Below are 22,199 nucleotides of genomic sequence, written 5' to 3'. Positions count from 1 at the left end.
CTCAGCCCTGCTCGGCCCGGTGCGCGGAGACCTCGTGCACCAGCGCGACCACCCGGGTCAGCACCTCGGGGTCGGTCTCCGGCAGCACGCCGTGACCGAGGTTGAACACGTGACCGGGGGCGGCCCGGCCCTGCTCGACGATCCGCCGGACCTCGGCCTCGATCACCGGCCAGGGGGCGAACAGCACGGTCGGGTCGAGGTTGCCCTGCACCGCGCGGTCCGGGCCGATCCGGCGGGTCGCCACGTCCAGCGGGGTACGCCAGTCCACCCCGACCACGTCGGCCCCGGCCTCCCCCATCGCGCCGAGCAGCTCGGCGGTGCCCACCCCGAAGTGGATCCGGGGCACCCCGGTGCCGGCGAGCCCGGACAGCACGGTGGTGGAGTGCGGCAGCACGAACCGGCGGTAGTCGGCCTCGGACAGCGCGCCGGCCCACGAGTCGAAGAGCTGCACGGCGGAGACCCCGGCGTCGACCTGGACCCGCAGGAACGCCAGGGTCACCTCGGCGAGCCGGGCGCAGAGCGCGTGCCACAGCTCGGGTTGGCCGTGCATCATCGCCTTGGTCCTGGCGTGGGTACGCGACGGCCCGCCCTCGACCAGGTAGCTGGCCAGGGTGAACGGGGCGCCCGCGAAGCCGATCAGCGGGGTGTCGCCCAGCTCGGCGACGAGCAGCCGGACGGCTTCGTCCACGTAGGACACGTCGGCGCGGTCGATCCGGTGGATCCGTTCCACGTCCCCGGCGGTGCGGACCGGCTCGGCGACCACCGGCCCGGTCCCGGCGACGATGTCCAGGTCGACGCCGGCCGCGGCGACCGGGACGACGATGTCGCTGAACAGGATCGCCGCGTCCACGCCGTGCCGGCGGACCGGTTGCAGGGTGATCTCGGCGACCAGGTCCGGCCGGCGACAGGAGTCGAGCATCCCCACGTTGGCCCGGATCTCCCGATACTCCGGAAGGGACCGGCCGGCCTGGCGCATGAACCAGACCGGGGTGTGCCCGACGGACTCCCGGCGGCAGGCCCGGACGAAGGTCGAGTCGGCTGGCCCGCCCCGGCGGGATTCTCCGTCTCGGGCGGCAGTGCCCGTGGTGTCGATGGTCATCACGGCAATCGTGCCACGCATCCGGTCGACACGGACGGGCAGTGCCGCCTTTTGTGACCCGCGCCCCGCCCGGTCGGCGGTCGAGCCGCGTCGACCGGCTGCCGCTTCGGCGTGCCGTCCGGGCAGGCGGCGACGCGGCGGCATAGGCTGCCGGTCATGGCCCCCCCGATCGCGCTCCCGGAGACGTTCGCCCGCGCGGTCGCCGGCCTGCGGTCGGTCACCCCCCGGGAGGAGATCGTCCTGGAGGAGGTCGGCGCTCCGCAGCGGCTCGCCCCGTACGCGTTCGCCCTCTCCGCCACCGTGCTGCGCGACCAGGACGAGGTGGCCGACGGACGGCTGATCCTGCTGCACGACCCGGCCGGGCACGACGCCTGGCAGGGCACCCTGCGGCTGGTCACCTACGTGACCGCCGAGCTGGAGGTCGACCTGGCCGCCGATCCGCTGCTGCCGGGGGTCGGCTGGACCTGGCTCACCGACGCGCTGGAGGCCTACGAGGCCCGGTACCGGGCGGCCGGTGGCACGGTCACCCAGACGGTGTCGACCCGGTTCGGCGAGTTGGCCGGGCCGCCCGCCGCCGGGGACGTGGAGATCCGGGCCTCCTGGACGCCGCTCGGCGACGACCTGGCCGCCCACCTGTCGGCCTGGTGCGCCCTGCTCGCCTCCACCGCCGGGTTGCCGCCGCCCGGGGTCACCGCGCTCTCCGAGCGCCGTCCGGCCGGCGCGGCCTGACCGCCTCCGGGCCGCCGGGCGACGCCGCCCGGGGACGGTCCGGCGGACCGGATTCCCGACCACCCGCTCGTGCGACACGCCCGGCCACAAGTAGATGTCCCGGGCACCGGGCGGACGTCCCGGACCAGAACGAATGTCCCGGGCGCGAGGTGGGTGTCCGTGCTGTCCGGCCCACTACCGGACACCGGGACGACACACACCGGACCGGCTGCGCACACCTTGTCGCCCCGGCGCACTAGGGTTGCCAGGTGACCGACGAACCACCCCTGCGCCGTCGGGCCGCCGAAAGCCGCACGGCAGACGTTCCGCCCCCGGCCCCCACGGAGCCGGCGGACCCGGGCACCGAGCAGCCCACCGGCGGGCCCGTTCCGCTGACCGCGCCCCGCGACGGCACCCCTCAGCCGGTGGCGACCTCCGCCGAGCTGGCAGAGGTCGTGGCCCGCTTCGCGGCGGGCTCCGGTCCGGTGGCCCTGGACGCCGAGCGCGCCTCCGGCTACCGCTACAGCCAGCGGGCCTACCTGGTGCAGCTCCGCCGGGCCGGGGCCGGCACCACGCTGATCGACCCGTTGCCGCTGCCCGACCTGAGCACCCTCGACGAGGCCATCGGCGACACCGAGTGGGTGCTGCACGCCGCCAGCCAGGATCTCGCCTGCCTGGCCGAGGTGGGGTTGCGCCCGCGCCGGCTGTTCGACACCGAGCTGGCCGCCCGGCTGGCCGGCTTCGAGCGGGTCGGCCTGGCCGCGCTGACCGAGCAGCTGCTCGGCTACACGCTGGAGAAGCACCACTCGGCGGCGGACTGGTCCACCCGGCCGCTGCCCGAGTCGTGGCTGACGTACGCCGCGCTGGACGTGGAGATGCTGGTCGACCTGCGGGACGCGCTGGACGCGGAGCTGGACGCGCAGGGCAAGTCCCCGTGGGCGGCGGAGGAGTTCGCCGCGCTGATCGCCTGGTCGGCCCGGCCGCCGCGGGTGCGGGCGGAGCCGTGGCGGCGGACCTCCGGCATCCACCGGGTACGCGGGGCACGGGCACAGGCCCGGGTCCGGGCGCTGTGGTACGCCCGGGACCAGATCGCCGTCCGCCGGGACGCCGCGCCCGGTCGGGTGCTCCCCGACTCGGCGATCATCGCCGCCGCCGAGCTGGACCCGAAGGACGAGAAGACCCTGCTGACCCTGCCCGGGTTCGGCGGCCGGTCGGTGCGCCGGCTGGCCCGGTCCTGGTTGACCGCGCTCGACGAGGCCCGCCAGCTGACCGACGACGCGTTGCCGGTCACCCCGACGGTGGAAGGGCCGCCCCCGCCGCACCGGTGGGCCGAGCGCGACCCGGTGGCGGCCGGTCGGCTGGCCCGCTGCCGCGAGGTGGTGGTCCGGGTCGCCGGTGAGCACCGGCTCCCCCCGGAGAACCTGATCACCCCCGACTCGGTCCGCCGGCTGGCCTGGCAGCCCCCCGAAGAGATCACCGTGGACACCGTCACCGAGGTGCTGCGCGGCTACGGCGCGCGCCAGTGGCAGCTCTCGCTCCTGCTGCCCGCGCTCGCCGAGGCGCTGCTGCCCGCACCCCGGGCCTGAGCCACCGCCCCGCACCGCCGGCGACCGGGGTGCGCCGCCACCACCGGCGCACCCCGCCTGCGAGTGTGGGGTGGGCCACACCGGGGGTGGTGACGGCTGTGGTTACTGGCGAGTAGCATTCCTCGGGAAACGCCAGTGCCGGCCGACCCTCACCCAGCCCGTGCCGCCCCCGCGGCGCGTCGGCCGGGTCGTGGTCGATAAGGAGGCTCCAAGTGCCCCGAGAAGTTCGGGACGTCGTCTTCGTCGACGGTGTCCGTACCCCGTTCGGCAAGGCGGGTGGCATGTACGCCAACACCCGCGCCGACGATCTGGTGATCCGCTGCATCCGTGAGCTGCTGCGCCGCAACCCCCAGCTGCCCCCGGAGCGGGTCGAGGAGGTGGCCGTCGCCGCCACCACCCAGATCGGTGACCAGGGCCTCACCATCGGCCGCACCGCCGCCCTGCTGGCCGGGCTGCCCAAGACCGTCCCCGGCTTCGCCGTCGACCGGATGTGCGCCGGCGCGATGACCGCCGTCACCGCCGTCGCCGGGGGCATCGCCATGGGCGCGTACGACATCGCCATCGCCGGTGGCGTCGAGCACATGGGCCGGCACCCGATGGGCGAGGGCGTCGACCCCAACCCGCGGATCGTCGCCGAGAAGCTGGTCGACCCGTCCGCCCTGGTGATGGGGGCCACCGCGGAGAACCTGCACGACCGGGTGCCGCACGTCACCAAGGAGCGCGCCGACGCGTTCGCGCTCGCCTCGCAGGTCAAGACCGCCAAGGCGTACGCCGACGGCAAGCTCCAGGCCGACCTGGTGCCGGTGGCGATCCGCGACGACGAGGGCGGCTGGGGCCTGGCCACCGCCGACGAGGCCCCCCGGGAGACCTCGCTGGAGAAGCTGGCCACCCTGAAGACCCCGTTCCGCCCGCACGGCAGGGTCACCGCCGGCAACGCCGCCGGGCTCAACGACGGCGCCACCGCCAGCCTGCTCGCCGACGAGGTCACCGCCCGTGAGCTGGGCCTGCCGGTCGCCATGCGGCTGGTGTCGTACGGCTACGTCGGGGTCGAGCCCGAGGTGATGGGGGTCGGCCCGATCCCGTCGACCGAGAAGGCGCTGCGGATCGCCGGCCTGAGCATCGACGACATCGGCCTGTTCGAGCTGAACGAGGCGTTCGCCGTGCAGGTGCTGGCCTTCCTCGACCACTTCGGCATCGCCGACGACGACCCCCGGGTCAACCCGTGGGGTGGCGCGATCGCCATCGGCCACCCGCTCGCCTCCTCCGGCGTACGGCTGATGACCCAGCTCGCCCGGCAGTTCGCCGAGCACCCCGAGGTGCGCTACGGCCTCACCGCCATGTGCATCGGCATCGGCATGGGCGGCACGGTCATCTGGGAGAACCCGAACTGGGAGGGCGTCAAGTGAGCGCGTTGGTCGCACCGAACGAGGTCGTCACCCGGGCGCTGCTGCGGCAGGTGACCGTGCCCGGGCTGGACCGCCCGGCCGCCCTGATCACCCTGGACAACGGCCTCGACCACACCAAGCCGAACACCTTCGGCCCGGCCGGGCTGGCCAGCCTGGACGAGGCGATCAGCGCCGCGCTGGCCGCGGACCCGGCGTTCGTCGCGGTCACCGGCAAGCCGTACATCTTCTGCGTGGGCGCGGACATCACCAGCCTGCCGGCCTTGGCGGACCGGGAGCAGGCGCTGGAGATCGGCCGGCTCGGCCACCGGGTCTTCGCCCGGCTCAAGGACAGCGCCGTGCCGACCTTCGCCTTCGTCAACGGCGCGGCGATGGGCGGCGGCCTGGAGCTGGCCCTGCACTGCCACTACCGGACGCTCTCCAGTGGCGCGGCGGCGCTGGCCCTGCCCGAGGTGTCGCTCGGCCTGATCCCCGGCTGGGGTGGCACCCAACTGCTGCCGAACCTGATCGGCATCCCCGCCGCCACCCAGGTGATCCTGCAGAACCCGCTGATGCAGAACAAGATGCTCAAGCCGAAGCAGGCCGCCGAGATGGGCATCGCGGACGTGCTGCTGGAGCCGGCCGACTTCCTCGAACGCTCCCTGGAGTGGGCCGCCGGGGTGGTCCGGGGCGAGGTCACCGTCACCCGGCCCGAGGTCGACAAGGACATGTGGGCGGGCGTGCTGTACTTCGCCCGGCAGACCCTCGACCAGCGGTTGCACGGCGCGGTCCCGGCCGCGTACAAGGCGCTGGACCTGCTGGAGACGGCCAAGGACGCCGACTTCGCCACCGGCACCGCCGCCGAGGACGAGGCGCTGGCCGACCTGATCTTCTCGGAGGAGCTGCGCAGCGGCCTGTACGCCTTCGACCTGGTGCAGCGGCGGGCCAAGCGGCCGGCCGGCGCACCGGACAAGGGCCTGGCCCGGCCGGTCACCAAGGTCGGCATCGTCGGCGCCGGCCTGATGGCCAGCCAGCTCGCGCTGCTGTTCGCCCGCCGCCTCCAGGTGCCGGTCGTCCTGACCGACCTGGACCAGTCGCGGGTGGACTCCGGCGTCGGCTACGTGCACACCCAGATCGAGAAGGCCGTCAGCAAGGGCCGGATGGACAAGGGCACCGCCGCCAAGCTGTACGGCCTGGTCTCCGGCTCGGTCGACAAGTCCGCCTTCGCCGACGCCGACTTCGTCATCGAGGCGGTCTTCGAGGACCTGGACGTCAAGAAGCAGGTCTGGGCCGAGCTGGAGAAGATCGTCTCGCCGGAGGCGGTGCTCGCCACCAACACCTCGTCGCTGTCGATCACCGCGATGGCCGCCGAGCTGGAGCACCCGCAGCGGCTGGTCGGCTTCCACTTCTTCAACCCGGTCGCCGTGCTGCCGCTGCTGGAGATCGTCCGGGGCGAGCGGACCGACGACGCCACCCTGGCCACCGCGTTCGCCGTGGGCAAGCAGCTCAAGAAGTCGTCGGTGCTGGTGAAGGACGCCCCGGCGTTCGTGGTCAACCGGCTGCTCACCCGCTTCCTGGGCACCGTGTTCGCCGCCGTCGACGCGGGCACCCCGCTGGACGTGGCGAACAGCGCGCTGGACCCGCTGGGCCTGCCGATGCGTCCGCTCGCCCTGCTCCAGTTGGTCGGGCCGGCGGTGGCCTACCACGTGGGTGGCACCCTGCACGCCGCCTACCCGGACCGGTATCCGGTCAGCGAGAACCTCCGCCGGATCGCCGACTCGGGCCGACCGATCGTCGTCGAAGACCGGATCAACGACGAGGTGGCCCAGCTACTCGTGGTCGGCGACCGGCCGCTCACCGGCGAGCAGGTGCGACAGAACGCGCTCGACGCCCTGGCGCAGGAGGTCCGGCTGATGCTCGACGAGGGAGTCGTCGCCGAGGCGCAGGACATCGACCTGTGCCTGATCCTCGGTGCCGGCTGGCCGTTCCACCTGGGCGGGATCACCCCCTACCTGGACCGGACCGGCACCGCCGAGCGGGTCACCGGCCGGCGTTTCCTGCCCCACGGGGTCGCCAGCCTGCCCGCCTGAACCCTCCCCGCTCCCCCGCGATCGCGGTGGCCGCCGATGTCCTCCCCCGGGACTATCGTGGCCACCGCGATCGTCGTTTGCGTACCCTCGTCAGACTCGGGGGGCTGCACGGCCGAGCCCCGGCTGGCTACGATCACGCGTTCTCACCCTCGCCTGGAGCTGATCTGATGACCACACCGCCGGTCGATCCCTGGTCCGGGCAGCCGGAGCACGGCTCGCCCACCGGTCACTACCCGCCCCCGTCCGACGGTCCGCACACCCCCACCCCGTCCGGCGGCCAGCACACCCCGCCGGCGGGCGGCGGCTGGCCCACCACGCCGTACCCGTCGACCCCTTCCGGCCAGCCCGGCGGGTGGCCGGTCGACCCGCAGTCCGGGCCCCCGGCCGAGTCCTACCCCGGCCCGCAGTACGGCGGCTGGCCGCAGTCGGATCCGGGCCAGGGCGGCGGCTACCCCGGTGTGCCGCAGTCGGGTCCGCCCGGCGTCCCGTCGTCCGGCTACCCCGGGGCGTCCGGCTACCCGGGTGCCCCGCAGCCCGGTTACCCCGCAGCCCCGCAGCCCGGCTACCCGGGTGCCCCGCAGCAGCCCGGTTACCCGGGTGCCCCGCAGCCCGGCTACCCGGGCGGCTACCCCGATCCGGCGCAGCAGCAGTACCCCGCCTTCGCCGGTGCGCCGTTCGGCCCGGCCCCGCAACGGTCGAAGGCGCCGCTGCTGCTCACCCTCGGGCTGGTCGGTCTGCTGGTGCTCTGCCTCGGCGGTGGCGGTCTCGTCTGGGTCGCGCTCGGCGACGACCAGGACAAGAAGACCGACCCGACGCCCTCGCCCACCGTGGCGACCTCGTCCAGCCCGACCCCCACCCCCGTCGAGACGGAGAGCCCGACCCCCGAGCCCACCCCGTCCGAGGACGTCGACGACCCCGGCCCGATCCGGCTGGTGACGCCGTCCACCCTCGGTGGCCGGGCCAAGAGCACCGACCCGGAGCTGCGTCGGATCGCCGACCAGATGGTCCGCGACATGAAGTCCGAGGTACGCAACGAGACCGGCGCGGTGAGCGCCTTCTACGGCAGCGCGGCCAGCCGCAACATGGTGATGATGGCGGGTGCGTCCGGGCCGGTCATCCTTCCGGAGCAGGAGCTGGACGACGCGGTCAAGGGGCTGGGCACCTCGCTGGCGGTCACCAAGATGTCGACCATCGAGCCCGGTCCGCTGGGCGGGGTGGCCAAGTGCGGTGACGGCAAGGCGTCCGGCATCGCGCTCGGCGTCTGCGTGTGGGCCGACCACGGCAGCGTCGGCATGATCGTCATGTACTTCTCCTCGGCGGCCAAGGCGCAGTCCGAGTTCGCCTCCATCCGGGGCCAGATCGAGAAGCGGGACTGATCCCGCGTCCGGCGGAGCGGCGGGCGGCGGGCGGCCTCCAGCGGGCGGTGTCCGGCGGATGTCGGTCACCCTGGCTAAGATCATCCGGCCTCACCCACGAAATCCTGGAGTAGACCTGATGTCCCAGCCCCCGACCAGCCCGTACGCCTCCGCCCCGGATGGCGGTACGCCGCAGGGCGGTCACCCGTCACCGCAGCAGCCGGACGGCGTCGGCGTGCCGCAGTACGCGGGTCCGCCGCCCGCCGTCCCGGCGAAGAAGCGGTCCACCGGCAAGATCGTGCTGATCGTGCTCGCGGTGCTGCTGGTGCTCTGCCTCGGCGGTGCCGCCATCGCCGCCTTCGCCGTCAAGGACGACGTCAAGGAGGTCGTGGACGCCGCCAACACGACGGTCTCCGCCCCGGCCACCCTCGCCGGCCGCCCGCAGGTCACCGACCCGGCCCTGAAGGCGGTCGCCGACGGGCTGGTCACCGAGATGAAGAAGTCCGTGCAGGGCGAGACGAGCACCGCCGGCGCCTTCTACGGCGACCCCACCAAGCAGGACCTGCTGATGATCGCCGCCGCGTCCGGCGTGATGGCCGACCCGAAGAAGGAGCTGGACGACGCCGTCGCGGGCATCACCACCGAACTGAACGTCACCAACATGGCCGGCGTCGACGCCGGCCCGCTCGGTGGCGACGCCCGGTGTGGCGACGGCAAGAGCGAGGGCGTCCCGCTGGGCGTCTGCGTCTGGGCCGACAAGGGCAGCGTCGGCCTGATCGTGCAGTACTACAAGTCGGCCGCCGACCTGAAGTCCGAGTTCGTCACGATGCGTGGGCAGATCGAGAAGAAGGGCTGACCCACCCCGGTCGGCCGACAGGCCCCGCCCACCGGTCGGTGGGCGGGGCCTGTGCCGTCCCTGGTGGGCGGGCCCTGTGCCGTCAGCCCGCCGGCGGGCGGGGGCCTGTGCCGTCCCCGCGGACGGGCGGGGGCGGCGGCCTCAGCCGGTCGTGGCGGCCCGCTCGGCGGCGCTGCGCAGCACGCAGAACTCGTTGCCCTCCGGGTCGGCCAGCACCACCCAGCCGGTGCCGTCCGGCCGACGCTGGTCGTCGATGTGGACGGCCCCGACGGCCAGCAGCCGCTCGACCTCCTCGTCCCGGGTCCGGTCCACCGGCTCCAGGTCGAGGTGCAACCGGTTCTTCACCGACTTCCCCTCCGGCACGGCCAGGAAGAGCACCTCCGGGCCGCCCTCGGGCAGGAGCATGGCCTCCGGGTCGCCGGGGAGGTCGTCGGGCTGGCGGGGACACCCGAAGACCTGCGCCCAGAAGCCGGACAGGGCATAGGTGTCCCGGCAGTCGATGCTGATGTTGTGGATTCGTACGCTCACGGTTCTGCCTCCGCAGCAGTGGGACGCGCCCCGTGGACGTGCGGTGTCAGCGGCGGGCGGGGCGGGGCGCGGGACGGGTCATCGTGGACATCAACCGCACCTCCGCTCCTCGATCCGGGCCGACCCGGGAATCGTCCCAGGCGGACGGCCGGTCGGCAAGCCGCTTAGCCGGGGGCCTGGTCGGCCGAGGGCAGGGTGACGGTCACCTCCAGACCACCGCCCTTCTGCGCCACCACCCGGACGGTCCCTCCGTGCGCGTCGCAGACCGCCCGGACGATCGACAGCCCCAGCCCGGAACCCCGCGCCCCGGTCCGTTCCCGCCCACCCCGCCGGAACGGCTCGAACAGGCCCGGCACGTCGGCCTGGTCCACCTCGAAGCCGGTGTTGCGCACCACCAGCCAGGAGGAACGCCCGTCGGTGTCGGTACGCACCCAGAGCTTGCCGTGCAGGTGGTTGTAGCGCACCGCGTTCTCGATCAGGTTCCCGGCCAGCCGGTCCAGCAGGCCCGGATCGCCGGTGACCGGGGCCGGTCGCAGCGAGGACTGCACCCGCAGCCCGATCCGCTCCACCTCCCGGGACATCGCGGACAACGCGTTGGCGGTGCCGGTGGCCAGGTCACACTCCGTCCGCCGGGCCAGCCGTCGACCGGCCTGCGCCTCACTACGGGCCAGCACCAGCAGCGCGTCCACCAGGCCGTTGGCGCGCTCCGAGGCGTCCCGGACCACGGTGGCCATCCGGCGGTACTCGGCCGCGTCCGCCTCGTCGTCGCTGAGGGTGACGTCGATCTCGGTACGCATCACCGCCAACGGGGTCCGCAGCTCGTGCGAGGCGTTGGCGACGAACCGTTTCTGCGCGTCGAACGCGGCGGTGATCCGGTCCAGCATCGCGTCGAAGGTCCGGGCCAGCTCGGCCACCTCGTCGTCCGGCCCGGACCAGCCAATCCGCTGGTCGAGCGTGGTTTCGCCGAGCCGGCGCGCGGTCGCGGTGACCTGGTGCAACGGCCGCAGGGTACGACCGGCCACCCAGTACGCCCCGGCCACCCCGACCACGCTGATCGCCAACAACGCCAGCAGGCCCTTGACCAGCAACTCGTCCGAGGCGGCGTCGACCAGTTGACGCTGCCACACCGCGGCGTCCAGCGAACGCCCGTCCGCCAGCAGCACCGTGGTGCCCGGCCGCAGCTCGTCGGTCGGGCGCAGCGCGTCCCGCACCAGCAACCAGGCCAGGGTCACCAGGATCGCCCCGGCCCCGACCAGCAGCACCCCGTTGAGCAGGGTCAACCGCAACCGCAGAGTGGGTCGCAACCGCCGGCTCACGAGCGCACCCCGGCCCGCCGCACCGGCCCGCTCCCCGCACCCACGGCACCGACCCCGGCGGGCGGCCGGCGGGCTCCGCGCCCCGGCCCGGTCCCCGCGTTCACAGGCCGACGACCCGGTAGCCGGCGCCGACCACCGTGTCGATCAGCGGCGGATCACCGAGCTTGCGGCGCAGTGTCCGCACGGTGACCCGGACGATGGTGGTGAACGGGTCGGTGTTGGCGTCCCAGACCCGTTCCAGCAGCTCCTCGCTGGAGACCACCGCGCCGCGCGCCTTGACCAGCTCGCTGAGCACACCGAACTCCTTGTTCGTCAGGTCGACCGGTGCCCCGGCCCGGGTGACCACCCGACGGGCCGGGTCGATCACCACGTCGCCCACCTGGAGCACCGGCGGGGCGGCCGGGGTGGCCCGCCGGCCCAGCGCCTGCACCCGGGCCACCAGCTCGTCGAAGGCGAACGGCTTGGGCAGGTAGTCGTCCGCGCCGAGACCCAGCCCCGCCACCCGGTCGGCCACGGTGTCGCTGGCGGTCAGCATCAGCACCCGGGTGAGAGTGCCGGAGGCGGCCAGCTCCGCGCAGATCTGGTCGCCGTGCATCCCGGGCAGGTCGCGGTCGAGGACCACCACGTCGTACCGGGTGACGAAGGCGGCCTCGTGACCGGCGTCCCCGTCGTACGCGACGTCGACCGCCATCCCCCGCTTGCGCAGCCCACGCACGATCGCGTCGGCGAGCGCCCGTTCGTCCTCGACCACCAGCACCCGCATCCCGACCTCCTCGCCGACCTGTCCGACAACCTAGCGCCGCCGACCAAACGGCTGGTCGCAGGACCACCGTCCCCCGCCGGGAACGCCACCCCGGCCACCGTCAGCCCGCCTCGATCGGGGTGGACGCAGGGCCGGCGCGGTGCCGTCAGTCGGGGAGCCGCCACACCCCGAGGGTGTCCCGTTGCCGCCAGCAGACCAGCACACCCTGGCGATGCCCGCAGGTGTCCCACCGGCCGGGCAGCACGTCCCGCACCCGCAGAGTGCCGTCGGCGGGGTCCAGCTCGGCCAGCAACTGCCGACCCCCGGCGGCCGGGCGGATGGCGAACAGCGGGGCGGTGCCCGGCCACCGGTACACCAGCTCCCACGGACCCAGCTCGGCCACCGGTCGGCCGGTCGCCGCGTCGAGCAGGGCCAGTCGTGGTCCACCGCCGTCGACGTTGCCACCGACCAGCCGGTCGCCCACCGACCCGACCGGCGTCCACCGGTCGGCCGACCACCGCAGCCTGCCGGTCGCCGGGTCGAGCACCCGGGTGCCGGCCGACGCGTCGAGGCAGACGGCGTCACCGCAGGCGTAGGCGTACCCGCTGCCCGGTCCCGGGAGGGCGGTGTCCCAGCGCCGCCGGCCGGTCCCCAGGTCGTACGCGGCGACCCGGCCCGGTTCCCCGTCGACCAGCAGCAGGTCCCCGACCGGCTGCGCCAGGTGGTGGTGGTCGCCCCGGGCGGGCGGCACCGGGAAGTCGAGACGGCGCACACCGGTGCCGACGTCGTACGCCTCGGCCCGGCCGGCGCTGGTGACCAGCACGAGTTCCTCGACGCCGCGTACCCCGGTGCGGTGGCCGACGGTGGCCGCCCCGGTGCTGACCGTCCACCGGACCGCGCCGGTCGCCGGGTCGACGCCCCGTACCACCGCCCGGTCGACGTGGACGTCCTCCAGCAGCAGCCCGCCGTCGCGGGTGGGCACCGCCCGGCCGGGCTGCCGCCAACGGGCCCGCCCGTCGGCGTGGTCGAGCACCATCGAGACCGGTTCGCCACCCGGGTCGGTGGTGATCGCCACGTCGTCGCCCACCTGCTTCAGCACCAGCAGTTGGTGCCGGGGCGACAGCGCCACCTGCCAGCGGATCCGCCCGTCGGCCAGGTCGACGGCGATGAGCTGCCGGCTGCCGGCCGGCGCGAGGGCCGACGGGTCGGCGAGCACCAGCAGGTCACCGACGACCAGGTGGCTGGGCTCCGGCACCTCCGGCACCGGCACCGCGACCAACCGGGTCGGCCCGGGTGCCGCGGCGGCCACGGTGAGCAGCAGGAACAGGCCGACCAGGACGAGGGGCACCGGACGGCCGACGGTCCGCCCGACCCGGGGCCGGCGCGGCGGGCGGGGCGCCGGCTCGTCGGGGTGACCCACCTCACCCAGGTCGATCACCGTCACCGGGGCAGCCGCCAGACCCCGAAGGCGCCGTCCACCAGCCGGCAGAGCAGCAGCCCGGCGTCGGTCCGGCAGTCGCCGGAGACGGTCGGCAGCACGTCGAGCACCCGGACCGTGGCGGCGGCCACGTCCACCTCGGCGACCGTCATCCGGCCCGCCCCCGCCGGCCGCCAGCCGAGCATCCGCCCGTCCGGCGTGGTCGGCTGGACCAGCTGCCAGGTGCCCAGGTCGGCGACCTGCCGCCCGGAGGCGACGTCGAGCACCACCAGCGGATGCCAGCCGCCCCGGCCCAGGCTGCTCACCACCGCCCGGCCGCCGCGTTGATCACTGGCGAACTCCCACCGCGCGTCCTGCCAGACCGTCCGTCCGGTCGCCGGATCCAGCGCCCGGATCCCGCCGGCCTGGCCGGAGGCGCAGAGCAGCGGCCCGCACGGGCCGAAGGAGGCCGGCGTCGTCGACGGCACCTGCCACCGACGCTCCAGCCCGTCGAGGCCGTACGCGGTGAGCCGGCCGGCACTGCGCTGGGTGGTGAGCAGCAGGTCGCCGACGACGTCGAAGCCGGTGTCCGACGGGGTACCGCCGTAGTCGAGCTGTGCACCGTGGAGCTGTACCCCGCGCCGGGCGTCCCAGACCTCGACCGTGTCGGGAGGTCGCACCGTCACGATCCGGTCCACCCCGTCGGCCGCGCTCCGGTAGAGCACGGCCGCCGACGGCAGCGACACCGACCAGCGGTCCCGGCCGGTCGCCGCGTCGACGAAGTGCACCGTCAGCGGCCCCTGCGGACCGTACTCGGTGAAGAGCAGGGCGGATCCCGCCGTCTCGCCACCGCCCGCCCGCTGCCACCGCAGCCGGCCGGTCCCCCGGTCGTGGGCGAACGTCCGGTGCCTCCCGTCCGGCCGACCGGTGGCACCGCTGAGCAGCAGAACGTCACCGTGCCGGCGCAGCGCCCCGGAACCGCTGGTCACCGGCACCGACGTCTGCCACCGCCGCACCGGCCGCGCCCCGGGGGAGGTGGGGATCGTCCAGGCGCTCAACCGGGCCGGGGCGGTCGGGTCACCGGTCGGCTCGTGCAGGAAGACCTCCCCGTCGCCGAGCAGCACCGACGTGCCGAGAGGGGCCGGCAGCACGAAGGCGGCCCGGTGCGCCACCGGCGCGGCGGCGGCCAGCACCAGCAGGGTGGACACCAGCACCGCGGCGAGTCGCAGCGGCCGACCGACCGCACGGGGCGCGTCACCGGACGGCTCCGGCCGGACCTCGCGGAGCTCACCCAGATCGATGACCGTCACGCGTACCCTCTTTTCGACCGCCGCGCCCTGCCGACCGTTACCCCCTCCGGCGGACGCGGATCGCCGCGCACCGGGTCACCGGAGCGGTCCGCCGCCGCCTGTACGATGGCCCGTCGTGGCCGTGCCGGTGGTAGATCCCTCGTTGAACCCGACGTCCGCGCCCGACGCGGTCGAGCCCGACGCGGTCGAACCGCAGGAGCGGCCGCGCCGACGGCCGGGCCGGGCCGACGTGCTCGCCATCGGAGCCTATGCGCTGATCGGCGTTCTCGTGTGCCTGAACTACTGGGTGGACGTGCAGCACCGGGTGTCGTCCCACCTGCCGACCGACCACAGCTGGTTCGAGTGGCTGTTCACCCATGGCGCGTACTCGGTGCGGCACCTGGAGAACCCGCTGTTCAGCGCCCGGCAGAACGCCCCGGACGGGGTGAACATGATGGCGAACACCTCGCTGCTGGGGATGACCATCCCGCTGGCCCCGGTCACGCTGCTGTTCGGCCCGCAGGTGACCTACGCGCTCTACCTGGGCGGGGCGCTCGCCGCGACGGCGGCCACCTCGTACTGGATGCTCTCCCGGCACCTGGTGCGGTCGCGGGCCGGCGCGTTCGTCGGCGGCGCGTTCCTCGGTTTCGCCCCGGGCATCGTGCACCACGCCAACGGGCAGCCCAACTTCGTCTCCAACTTCCTGCTGCCGGTGATCGTGGCCCGGGTGCTGCGGCTGGGCCGACCCGGCCGGTGGCGCCGCGACGGGGTGGCGCTGGGCCTGCTGGTGGCGTACCAGGTCTTCATCAACGAGGAGATGCTGCTGCTGACCGCGCTGGCCTGCCTGGTGGCGGTGGCCGCGTACGTGGTGCAGCGCCCCCGCCAGGCCCGTGCCCGGGTCGGCGGTTTCCTGGCCGCGCTGGGGCTGGGCGGTGGGCTGGCGCTGCTGCTCACCGCGTACCCGATCTGGTACCAGTTCAACGGTCCGCAGTCCTACCGGGGCCTGCAGGGCGGGGTGTTCCACAACTGGGGCGAGGACCTGATGGCGTTCGTCACCTTCGCCCGGGACACCGTGGCCGGGGACGAGGCGGTGGAGAAGACCATCGGCCTGACCGAGCAGAACACCTGGTTCGGCTGGCCGCTGGTGCTGGTCACACTGGCCGCCCTGGTGCTGCTCTGGCGTCGCTCGCTGGCCGCCCGGGTCGCCGGGGTGCTGGTGGTGGTCTTCACCGTGGCGGCGATCGGGCCGAAGGTGCGGCTCAACGGGGTGGAGACCACCGTGGACGGCCCGTGGGCGTACATCCCGGACGACCTGCCGCTGGTCGAGATGATGATGCCCACCCGGCTGACCCTGGTGGTGACCGGCGCGGTCGGCGTCCTGCTCGCGCTGGCCTGGGACGCCGTCGGCGCGGTCGGCCGGTCCCGGGTGCCCGCACCGCGCACCGCCGCCGACGACACCGCCACGCCCGGCACCAACACCCCCGTGCCCGCCACGCCCGGCACCACCACCGCCCTGCCCGCCGCTGCGGTCCGCCGCCGGTGGGTCCGGCCGGTCGGGTACGCGGCGATCGCGCTCGCCGTGCTGCCGCTGTTCCCCCGCCCGCTGCCCGCGCAGCACATCGACCTGCCGCCGCACTTCGTCACCGCCGGCGGCTGGCGACCGTACGTGCCGGCCGGGCGCACCCTGGTCCCGGTGCCGATCCCGAGCAACGTGCACGGCCTGTCCACGCTGCGCTGGAGCGCGTTGACCGGGCACGAGTTCCCGGTGCCGGGCGGCTACTTCATCGGCCCGAACGAGCTGGGCGAGGGGGTCTTCGGCGCGCCGAACCGGCCCACCAGCACCCTGATCTACGCCACCATCGACGCCGGCACGGTGCCCGAGCTGACCGGGGAGAACCGCCGACAGGCGCTGGAGGACCTGCGGTTCTGGCGGGCGTCGGTGGTGGTGCTGGGCGCCCACCCGCGCGAGGCGGTGCTGCGGGACCTGATGACCGGCCTGCTCGGCCCGGCGCAACGGGTCGACGACGTCTGGCTCTGGGACGTCCGCCCCCTGGTCGACTGATCCGCCCCACCCGGCGCGCGGCCCGACCCGGCCGGACCGTGGGCCAGCCGGGTCGGGCCGCAACGGCTCAGGCGGTACGGGCCGACAGCGGTCGGACGTCCCACACCCAGACGTCGAGTTCCCGGCGGGCGGGGCCGACGAGCTGCTCGACGGTCCGGCGCAGCGGCTCGGCGTTCTGCTGGCGCAGCGGCAGCACCAGCACGGCGGCGTTCCAGTGCCGCAGCTCGTCCAGGCTGCGCCGACGCTGCCGGTCGTCCAGCTTGGTGGTCCGCCCGGTGGTGGCGACCTCGTCGAGCAGCTGCCCGATCCCGCTGGGCCGCCCGCCGAACCGCCCCGGATCGCCGGTGTTGCCGTTGCGCGGGGCGAGGAAGTAGCCGCCCGGGATCTTGAAGTCGAGGTTGGTGGCCGCCGCCCAGCGCATCCCGTGGGTGTTGCCCATGCTGGGCACCGGCACCGGCACCAGGGTCTGCCCGGGGCCGACGTACTCCCGCCAGCGGTCGGCGGTGATGAAGTCCGGCACCGGCGGGCGGGAGGTCACCTTCAGCGGCATCGGCACGATCGGCAGCAGGGCCAGCACCAGGGCGGCCACCGTGACGGTCTTGGCGTGCCGCCACTGCGCGCCGCGCAGCGTCCAGGCCCGCTGCACGGCCAGCGCCAGCAGCATGCCGATCACCACGGAGGTGATCAGGGCGAACCGGGTGGGCACCACCGCGTCCAGCAGCGGCAGCCGCACCAGCAGCTCCCACGGCCCGGTCACCAGGTCCCGCCCCCACCAGGAGATCTGCTCACCGAGGGAGAGCAGCGCGAAGAAGGCGCCGGTCACGGCGAGCGCCCGGACCAGGCGTTCGCGGCGCAGCCAGAGCACGATGCCGACGGCGATCAGCGACAGGCTCCAGCCGAAGAAGGCGTTCTCCTCGGAGTAGTTCGGGGCCAGGTTGACATTGGCCCGTTCGTTGCCGCCGAAGGTGGGCGAGCCGGGGGCGAAGAAGGCGGCGATGTCGTTGCCGTAGTCCTGCACCGCGTCGCTGAGCCCGTGGTAGGCCATCGGCCCGGCGAACTGGACGTAGAGCGGGTACGCCAGCAGCGCCCCGGCCAGCACCGCGCACACGGCCAGCCCCTTGGCCAGCGGACGCCACGCCGCCGACCAGAGCGCCGGCCGCTGGGCCACCATGGCGATCAGGAAGACGCCGCAGGCCAGGGCGGTGAAGAGCAGGATCTCCTCGTTGATGAAGGCCTGGCCGGTGACCAGCACGGCGAGCAGCACACCGTCGCGCAGCGGCCGGGTCGAGCGGGTCAGCACCATCACCCGCCACACGATGAACGGCAGCAGGAACTGGCTGATGATGTTGGGGTGCCAGTTGGCGTGCGAGAGCATCGCCGGGGAGAAGCCGCAGAACCAGCCGCCGACCGCCGCGGCGAGCCGCCGGCGGACCAGGTGCCGGGACAGCACGTGGTACCAGGCGGCGGCGGTGCCGGCGAGGCCGAGGGTGACCAGCACCACGAAGGACACCGCCGGCCCGAACAGCAGGGTGACCGGCACCATCGGGATGCCCAGGGCCAGCACCGCCGTGTTGGCCATCAGGTTGACGCCGTCGGGGTAGTTGAACTGGTCGGTGTAGAAGGGGAACTCCCCGTGCAGCACCACCCGCACCGAGTGGGCCAGGAAGAACTGCACCTGCGCCGGGTCGCTGCTGTAGAGCGAGGCCACCCGGCCGGCCGGGTCGACCCAGATCCGGCTGGTCACCCAGAGCGCGACGACCAGGAAGATCCCGTAGACCACCAGGTCCTTGCGGCGGGGAGTCCAGCGCCAGCGCCGCCACCACCCGGCCGGCGTCGCGCCGTCACCCTCCGTGTCCGCCGACCCCCGCTCCGGTACGCCCACCGCCGCCGGGCCGCCGTCGACGGCCGGTCGCCGTGGAGCCGCCCCGAGCGGCGGTGCCCCCACTGGTGGCGCGTCGGCCGGCGACGCCTCGACCGTCCGGTCCACGGGGGCCGGCACACCCTTGGCGCGCAGGTCGACGGGGGTGGTCAGGGTCACGGGTGGGGGCGCCGTCGCGGTGGCCGTCGTGCCGCGGGCGGAGCCCCCGGAGTCGTCGGGGGCCGGTGCGGAGGCGCCACGGGGCTCGGCAGACGTCACAGTCGGCGGAGTCTACCGGAGCCGGGAAATAGTCCGAAATTCACTTCGGTGTCCCTTGTGGTGGTCGGGGGCACGGCTGCGGGGCGTCACCGGGCGTTGCGTACCATGTGGGTTTCCGACAACGACGGCGACGCGATCGGGGGCGTACAGATGGCTTCGGTTCGCCGTCGCGGCACGACGGTCACCGCGCTGCTCGGTCTGCTGCTGGCCGTCGCCGCCTGCGGCCCGGTCGCCGACCGTCAGGCCCGGGAGCTGCGGGTGGGCTACGACAGCCTGGACGGCACCCGGGCCGTGTGGCCGCCCCGTGGCGCGCTCGCCGGAGACGCCACCGCGACGGCGGCGGTGACCGCGGCGGTGCTCGGCTGGCGCTCGCCGATCGACGACCGGGTGCACCTGCCGTCCTCCGGCATCCTCTGGTCGGGCGAGGTCGACGGCGTCCCGCTCGCCCTGGTCGCCGCCGACGTGCCCGGGGAGAGCGCCTCCTGGCTGCTCCAGCTCACCGGCCACGATGGCTCCTACCAGGTGACCCGGGCCAGCGAGTACACCGACCCGGGTTACCTCGTCTACGCCGACGTGCTCCCGCTGTTCCTGCCCGACGGCCGGCGCTACCTGACCTCCGGTCGGGTGGAGCGGCTGCTCGGCCCGGACGGCCGGGCCCTGATGCTGACCGACGGGCTCACCGCCCCGGTGAAGGTGCCCGACTGCCGGGCCGCGCCGGTGACGGTGACGCTGCGGGCCACCGAGTCGCTGCCCCGGGGGCGGGCCGCCGATCGACTGCTCGACCTGGGTACGGCGACCGCCGAGCCGAGGTACCCGCTGGTCCGGGACGAGACCGGGTCCGGGCGGCGGGCCCTCGACGGGCTGGACACCTGCCTGCTCGCCGACGAGCAGGGGCCGTTCGGGAGCATCCCGCGCCGGATCGGTGACCGGGACGCGCCGCGTTCGGTCCCCGAGTCGTGGCCGATGGAGAAGGTGTCCGTCCGGGCCGTCGGCGAGATGACGCTGGGCGGCGGCGACGACCCCGGCGACCTGGAGCAACTGACCTGGGAGACCGATGCGGGGACGATGACCGCGGTCGTCTACCGGCCGGCGGGCGAGGGCAGCCCGGTGGTCTCCCCCGCCGACCGGTCCAACCCGCTCCAGGCGTACGTGCTGCCGGTGCCGGGGCAGCCCCTGGTGGTGCTGACCTGGCGGGGCAACCGGGACGCCTCCCTGTCGGTGCCGCCCGGCACCCCCCGCCTGGTGGACCGTCCGGGCCTGGTCGTGGTCCCGATGCCCGCCGCCCGGCAGACCTTCAGCCTCGCCACCGCCGAGAAGACCCACTACCGCTCCGCCGGCGGCCGCTGACCCCCGCGCTCCCCGCTCGCTCCCCTCTCCCCGCTTCTCCCCCCGCGCGCCGCGCCGCCCCGGCTCTCCCCGCGCGGCCCTCGGCTCTCGCCGTGCCACCCCCGGTGATCAAGAGGTTCAGGCCAACCACCCGCTCTCCGCTGAGCTGAACCTCTTGATCACCGGGCGGGGGCGCGGGGCGCGGCGGAGGGGAGGAGGAGGGGGAGGGAGAGGGGGAGGGGGAGAGCAAGGGTGAGGGCGGTCACGGCGGGGCCGTGACCGCCCTCAGGGAACGGTCGGGGGGGTGGGTCCGGTCAGTTCGGGCTGGTGTCGGTGGCCGGCAGGCGGACCGGCTCGACCGAGGTGGCGTCGCCGTCCAGGCCGGAGATCCAGCCGGTGACGTCCCGGGCCACGTCCTGGGCGGTCAGGCGCAGGTCGGTCAGGATCTGCGCGCGGGTGCCGTGCGGATGCCAGTCGGCCGGTACGCCCAGGTCGCGCAGCGGCACCCGGACGTCGGCGTCCCGCATCGCCTGACCCAGCGCGTCACCGACACCGCCGACCCGGACGCCGTCCTCGACGGTGACCACTAGGCGGTGCCCGGCGGCCAGCTCGACCAGCTCGGCCGGCACCGGACGCACCCAGCGCGGGTCGACCACGGTCACGCCGTATCCCTGCTCGGCCAGCCGGGACGCCACCTCCATGCCGAGCAGCCCGAAGGCGCCCACCGCCACCAGCAGCACGTCGGTACGCGCCGACTCGGCCAGCACGTCCACCGGGCCGACCCGGCGGATGGCCGGCAGGTCGGCGGCGACGGTGCCGGTGGGGAACCGGACGATGGTGGGACCGTCGTCGACGGCGATCGCCTCGCGCAGCTCCTCCCGGAGGCTGGCGGAGTCCCGGGGGGCGGCGATCCGCAGACCCGGCACCACCCCGAAGACCGACATGTCCCAGATGCCGTAGTGGCTCGGCCCGTCCGGCCCGGTGATGCCGGCCCGGTCCAGCACGAAGGTCACCGGCAGCTTGTGCATCGCCACGTCCAGCAGGACCTGGTCGAAGGCGCGGTTGAGGAAGGTCGCGTAGACCGCCACCACCGGGTGCAGGCCGCCCATCGCCAGGCCGGCCGCCGAGGTGGCCGCGTGCTGCTCGGCGATGCCCACGTCGTACACCCGGTTCGGGTGCTTGCGGGCCAGGGTGGCGATGCCGGTCGGCTCGGCCATCGCGGCGGTGATCCCCACCACGTCGGGCCGCTCGTCGGCGATGGCGACCAGCTCGTCGGCGAAGACCTGGGTCCACTTCACCGACGGGGCGGCGAGCAGCTTGCCGGTCTCGACGTCGAACGCGCCCGGACCGTGCAGGCAGTCCGCCTCGTCCTCCTCGGCCGGACGGTAGCCGTAGCCCTTGCGGGTCACCGCGTGCACGATCACCGGGCCGCCGAAGTTCTTGGCCGCGCGCAGCGCCGACTCGACGGCGGCGATGTCGTGCCCGTCGACCGGGCCGACGTACTTGATGCCGAGGTCCTCGAACATCGCCTGCGGGGCGACCGCGTCCTTGATGCCCTTCTTCACCGCGTGCAGCACCTCGTACATCGGCTTGCCGACGAAGGGGGTGTTGCCGAGGGCGTCCTTGACCGTGTCGAGGACCTTCTCGTAGCCGGGGTTGAGCCGCAGCGACGACAGGTGGTCGGCGAGGCCGCCGATGGTCGGCGAGTAGGACCGGCCGTTGTCGTTGACCACGATCACCAGCCGGTTGCCGGAGGTGGCGATGTTGTTCAGCGCCTCCCAGCACATGCCGCCGGTGAGCGCGCCGTCGCCGACCACGGCCACCACGCTGCGCTGCTCGCCGCGCAGGGCGTACGCCTTGGCCAGCCCGTCGGCGTAGGACAGCGCGGTGGAGGCGTGCGAGTTCTCGATCAGGTCGTGCTCGCTCTCGCCCTGGCTGGGGTAGCCGGAGAGGCCGCCCCGCTGGCGGAGCCTGTCGAAGCCGTCCTGCCGGCCGGTGAGGATCTTGTGTACGTACGACTGGTGGCCGGTGTCGAACAGGAGCCGGTCGCGCGGGGAGTCGAAGACCCGGTGCATGGCCAGGGTCAGCTCCACCACACCCAGGTTGGGGCCGACGTGCCCGCCGGTACGGGAAACCTTGGCGATCAGGAAGTCACGGATCTCGGCGGCGAGGATGTCCAGCTGTTCGCCGGTCATCCGCTTGACGTCATGCGGACCACGGACGGTGCCCAGTAGCCGACCGTGGTTGGCCGTGTCCTCGTCAACACTCATGACGAGAGAGTCTATCGGCCGCCGCACACTCCGCAG

The 22,199-nt window shown here is 74.3% G+C and carries 16 protein-coding genes; 8 read left to right on the top strand and 8 right to left on the bottom strand.

Annotated features, from left to right (window positions below):
- Position 1: 1 nt before the first annotated feature.
- The gene (hemE, locus tag O7625_RS15865) at positions 2–1,099 is read right to left on the bottom strand and encodes a uroporphyrinogen decarboxylase (RefSeq protein ID WP_282339536.1); all 1,098 of its coding nucleotides are present in this window, start codon (positions 1,097–1,099) and stop codon (positions 2–4) included.
- Between the two features lie 156 nt (positions 1,100–1,255).
- On the opposite strand from hemE, the gene O7625_RS15860 reads away from it, so the two are divergent.
- The 6 genes from O7625_RS15860 (at position 1,256) to O7625_RS15835 (ending at position 9,076) form a co-directional block, all read left to right on the top strand.
- Entirely contained in the window at positions 1,256–1,828 is a 573-nt protein-coding gene (locus O7625_RS15860; protein WP_067307411.1) for a DUF3000 domain-containing protein, read from the top strand.
- A 248-nt stretch (positions 1,829–2,076) separates the two neighbouring features.
- Positions 2,077–3,393 (top strand): ribonuclease D, encoded by a 1,317-nt coding sequence (locus O7625_RS15855; RefSeq protein ID WP_282339534.1) that lies wholly within the window; start codon positions 2,077–2,079, stop codon positions 3,391–3,393.
- A gap of 212 nt (positions 3,394–3,605) precedes the next feature.
- A complete protein-coding gene (locus tag O7625_RS15850; protein ID WP_282339532.1) occupies positions 3,606–4,799 on the top strand; it encodes an acetyl-CoA C-acyltransferase in 1,194 nt (397 codons plus the stop codon).
- A complete protein-coding gene (locus O7625_RS15845; RefSeq protein WP_282339530.1) occupies positions 4,796–6,865 on the top strand; it encodes a 3-hydroxyacyl-CoA dehydrogenase NAD-binding domain-containing protein in 2,070 nt (689 codons plus the stop codon). Before O7625_RS15850 ends, O7625_RS15845 begins: the two co-directional genes overlap by 4 nt.
- Before the next feature lie 167 nt (positions 6,866–7,032).
- Positions 7,033–8,241, top strand: a complete 1,209-nt coding sequence (locus O7625_RS15840; protein WP_282339528.1) for a hypothetical protein — start codon at positions 7,033–7,035, stop codon at positions 8,239–8,241.
- A gap of 118 nt (positions 8,242–8,359) precedes the next feature.
- The gene (locus tag O7625_RS15835; RefSeq protein ID WP_282339526.1) at positions 8,360–9,076 is read left to right on the top strand and encodes a hypothetical protein; all 717 of its coding nucleotides are present in this window, start codon (positions 8,360–8,362) and stop codon (positions 9,074–9,076) included.
- Between the two features lie 141 nt (positions 9,077–9,217).
- Here O7625_RS15835 and O7625_RS15830 read toward each other — a convergent pair whose 3' ends face one another.
- The 5 genes from O7625_RS15830 to O7625_RS15810 form a co-directional block, all read right to left on the bottom strand.
- Entirely contained in the window at positions 9,218–9,604 is a 387-nt protein-coding gene (locus O7625_RS15830) for a VOC family protein (protein WP_282339524.1), read from the bottom strand.
- Between the two features lie 164 nt (positions 9,605–9,768).
- Positions 9,769–10,920 carry a HAMP domain-containing sensor histidine kinase gene (locus tag O7625_RS15825; protein WP_067313736.1) on the bottom strand — a complete coding sequence of 384 codons (1,152 nt, stop codon included), beginning with the start codon at positions 10,918–10,920 and terminating at the stop codon, positions 9,769–9,771.
- A gap of 100 nt (positions 10,921–11,020) precedes the next feature.
- Complete coding sequence (locus O7625_RS15820; RefSeq protein WP_282339522.1) at positions 11,021–11,683, bottom strand: response regulator transcription factor; 663 nt, start codon at positions 11,681–11,683, stop codon at positions 11,021–11,023.
- A gap of 145 nt (positions 11,684–11,828) precedes the next feature.
- Positions 11,829–13,106, bottom strand: a complete 1,278-nt coding sequence (locus tag O7625_RS15815; protein ID WP_282339520.1) for a PQQ-binding-like beta-propeller repeat protein — start codon at positions 13,104–13,106, stop codon at positions 11,829–11,831.
- Positions 13,103–14,389, bottom strand: a complete 1,287-nt coding sequence (locus O7625_RS15810) for a hypothetical protein (RefSeq protein WP_282339518.1) — start codon at positions 14,387–14,389, stop codon at positions 13,103–13,105. The genes O7625_RS15815 and O7625_RS15810 overlap by 4 nt, the downstream gene beginning before the upstream one ends.
- A 142-nt stretch (positions 14,390–14,531) precedes the next feature.
- Here O7625_RS15810 and O7625_RS15805 point away from each other — a divergent pair, with 142 nt between their 5' ends.
- Positions 14,532–16,430: a hypothetical protein gene (locus O7625_RS15805; RefSeq protein ID WP_282346964.1), complete on the top strand. Its 1,899-nt coding sequence runs from the start codon at positions 14,532–14,534 to the stop codon at positions 16,428–16,430.
- A gap of 67 nt (positions 16,431–16,497) precedes the next feature.
- On the opposite strand, the gene O7625_RS15800 is transcribed toward O7625_RS15805, so the two are convergent.
- Positions 16,498–18,375 (bottom strand): hypothetical protein, encoded by a 1,878-nt coding sequence (locus O7625_RS15800; protein WP_282346963.1) that lies wholly within the window; start codon positions 18,373–18,375, stop codon positions 16,498–16,500.
- 342 nt (positions 18,376–18,717) lie between these two features.
- On the opposite strand from O7625_RS15800, the gene O7625_RS15795 reads away from it, so the two are divergent.
- Positions 18,718–19,914, top strand: a complete 1,197-nt coding sequence (locus O7625_RS15795; protein WP_282346742.1) for a hypothetical protein — start codon at positions 18,718–18,720, stop codon at positions 19,912–19,914.
- A gap of 293 nt (positions 19,915–20,207) precedes the next feature.
- On the opposite strand, the gene dxs is transcribed toward O7625_RS15795, so the two are convergent.
- On the bottom strand, positions 20,208–22,163 hold the full coding sequence (gene dxs, locus O7625_RS15790) for a 1-deoxy-D-xylulose-5-phosphate synthase (RefSeq protein WP_282346740.1): 1,956 nt from the start codon (positions 22,161–22,163) through the stop codon (positions 20,208–20,210).
- Positions 22,164–22,199 lie beyond the last annotated feature (36 nt).

Source organism: Micromonospora sp. WMMD714 (genome assembly GCF_029581315.1).
GTDB classification, from domain to species: Bacteria; Actinomycetota; Actinomycetes; order Mycobacteriales; family Micromonosporaceae; genus Micromonospora; species Micromonospora rifamycinica.
This window is presented reverse-complemented; position numbering and strand designations above follow the sequence as displayed.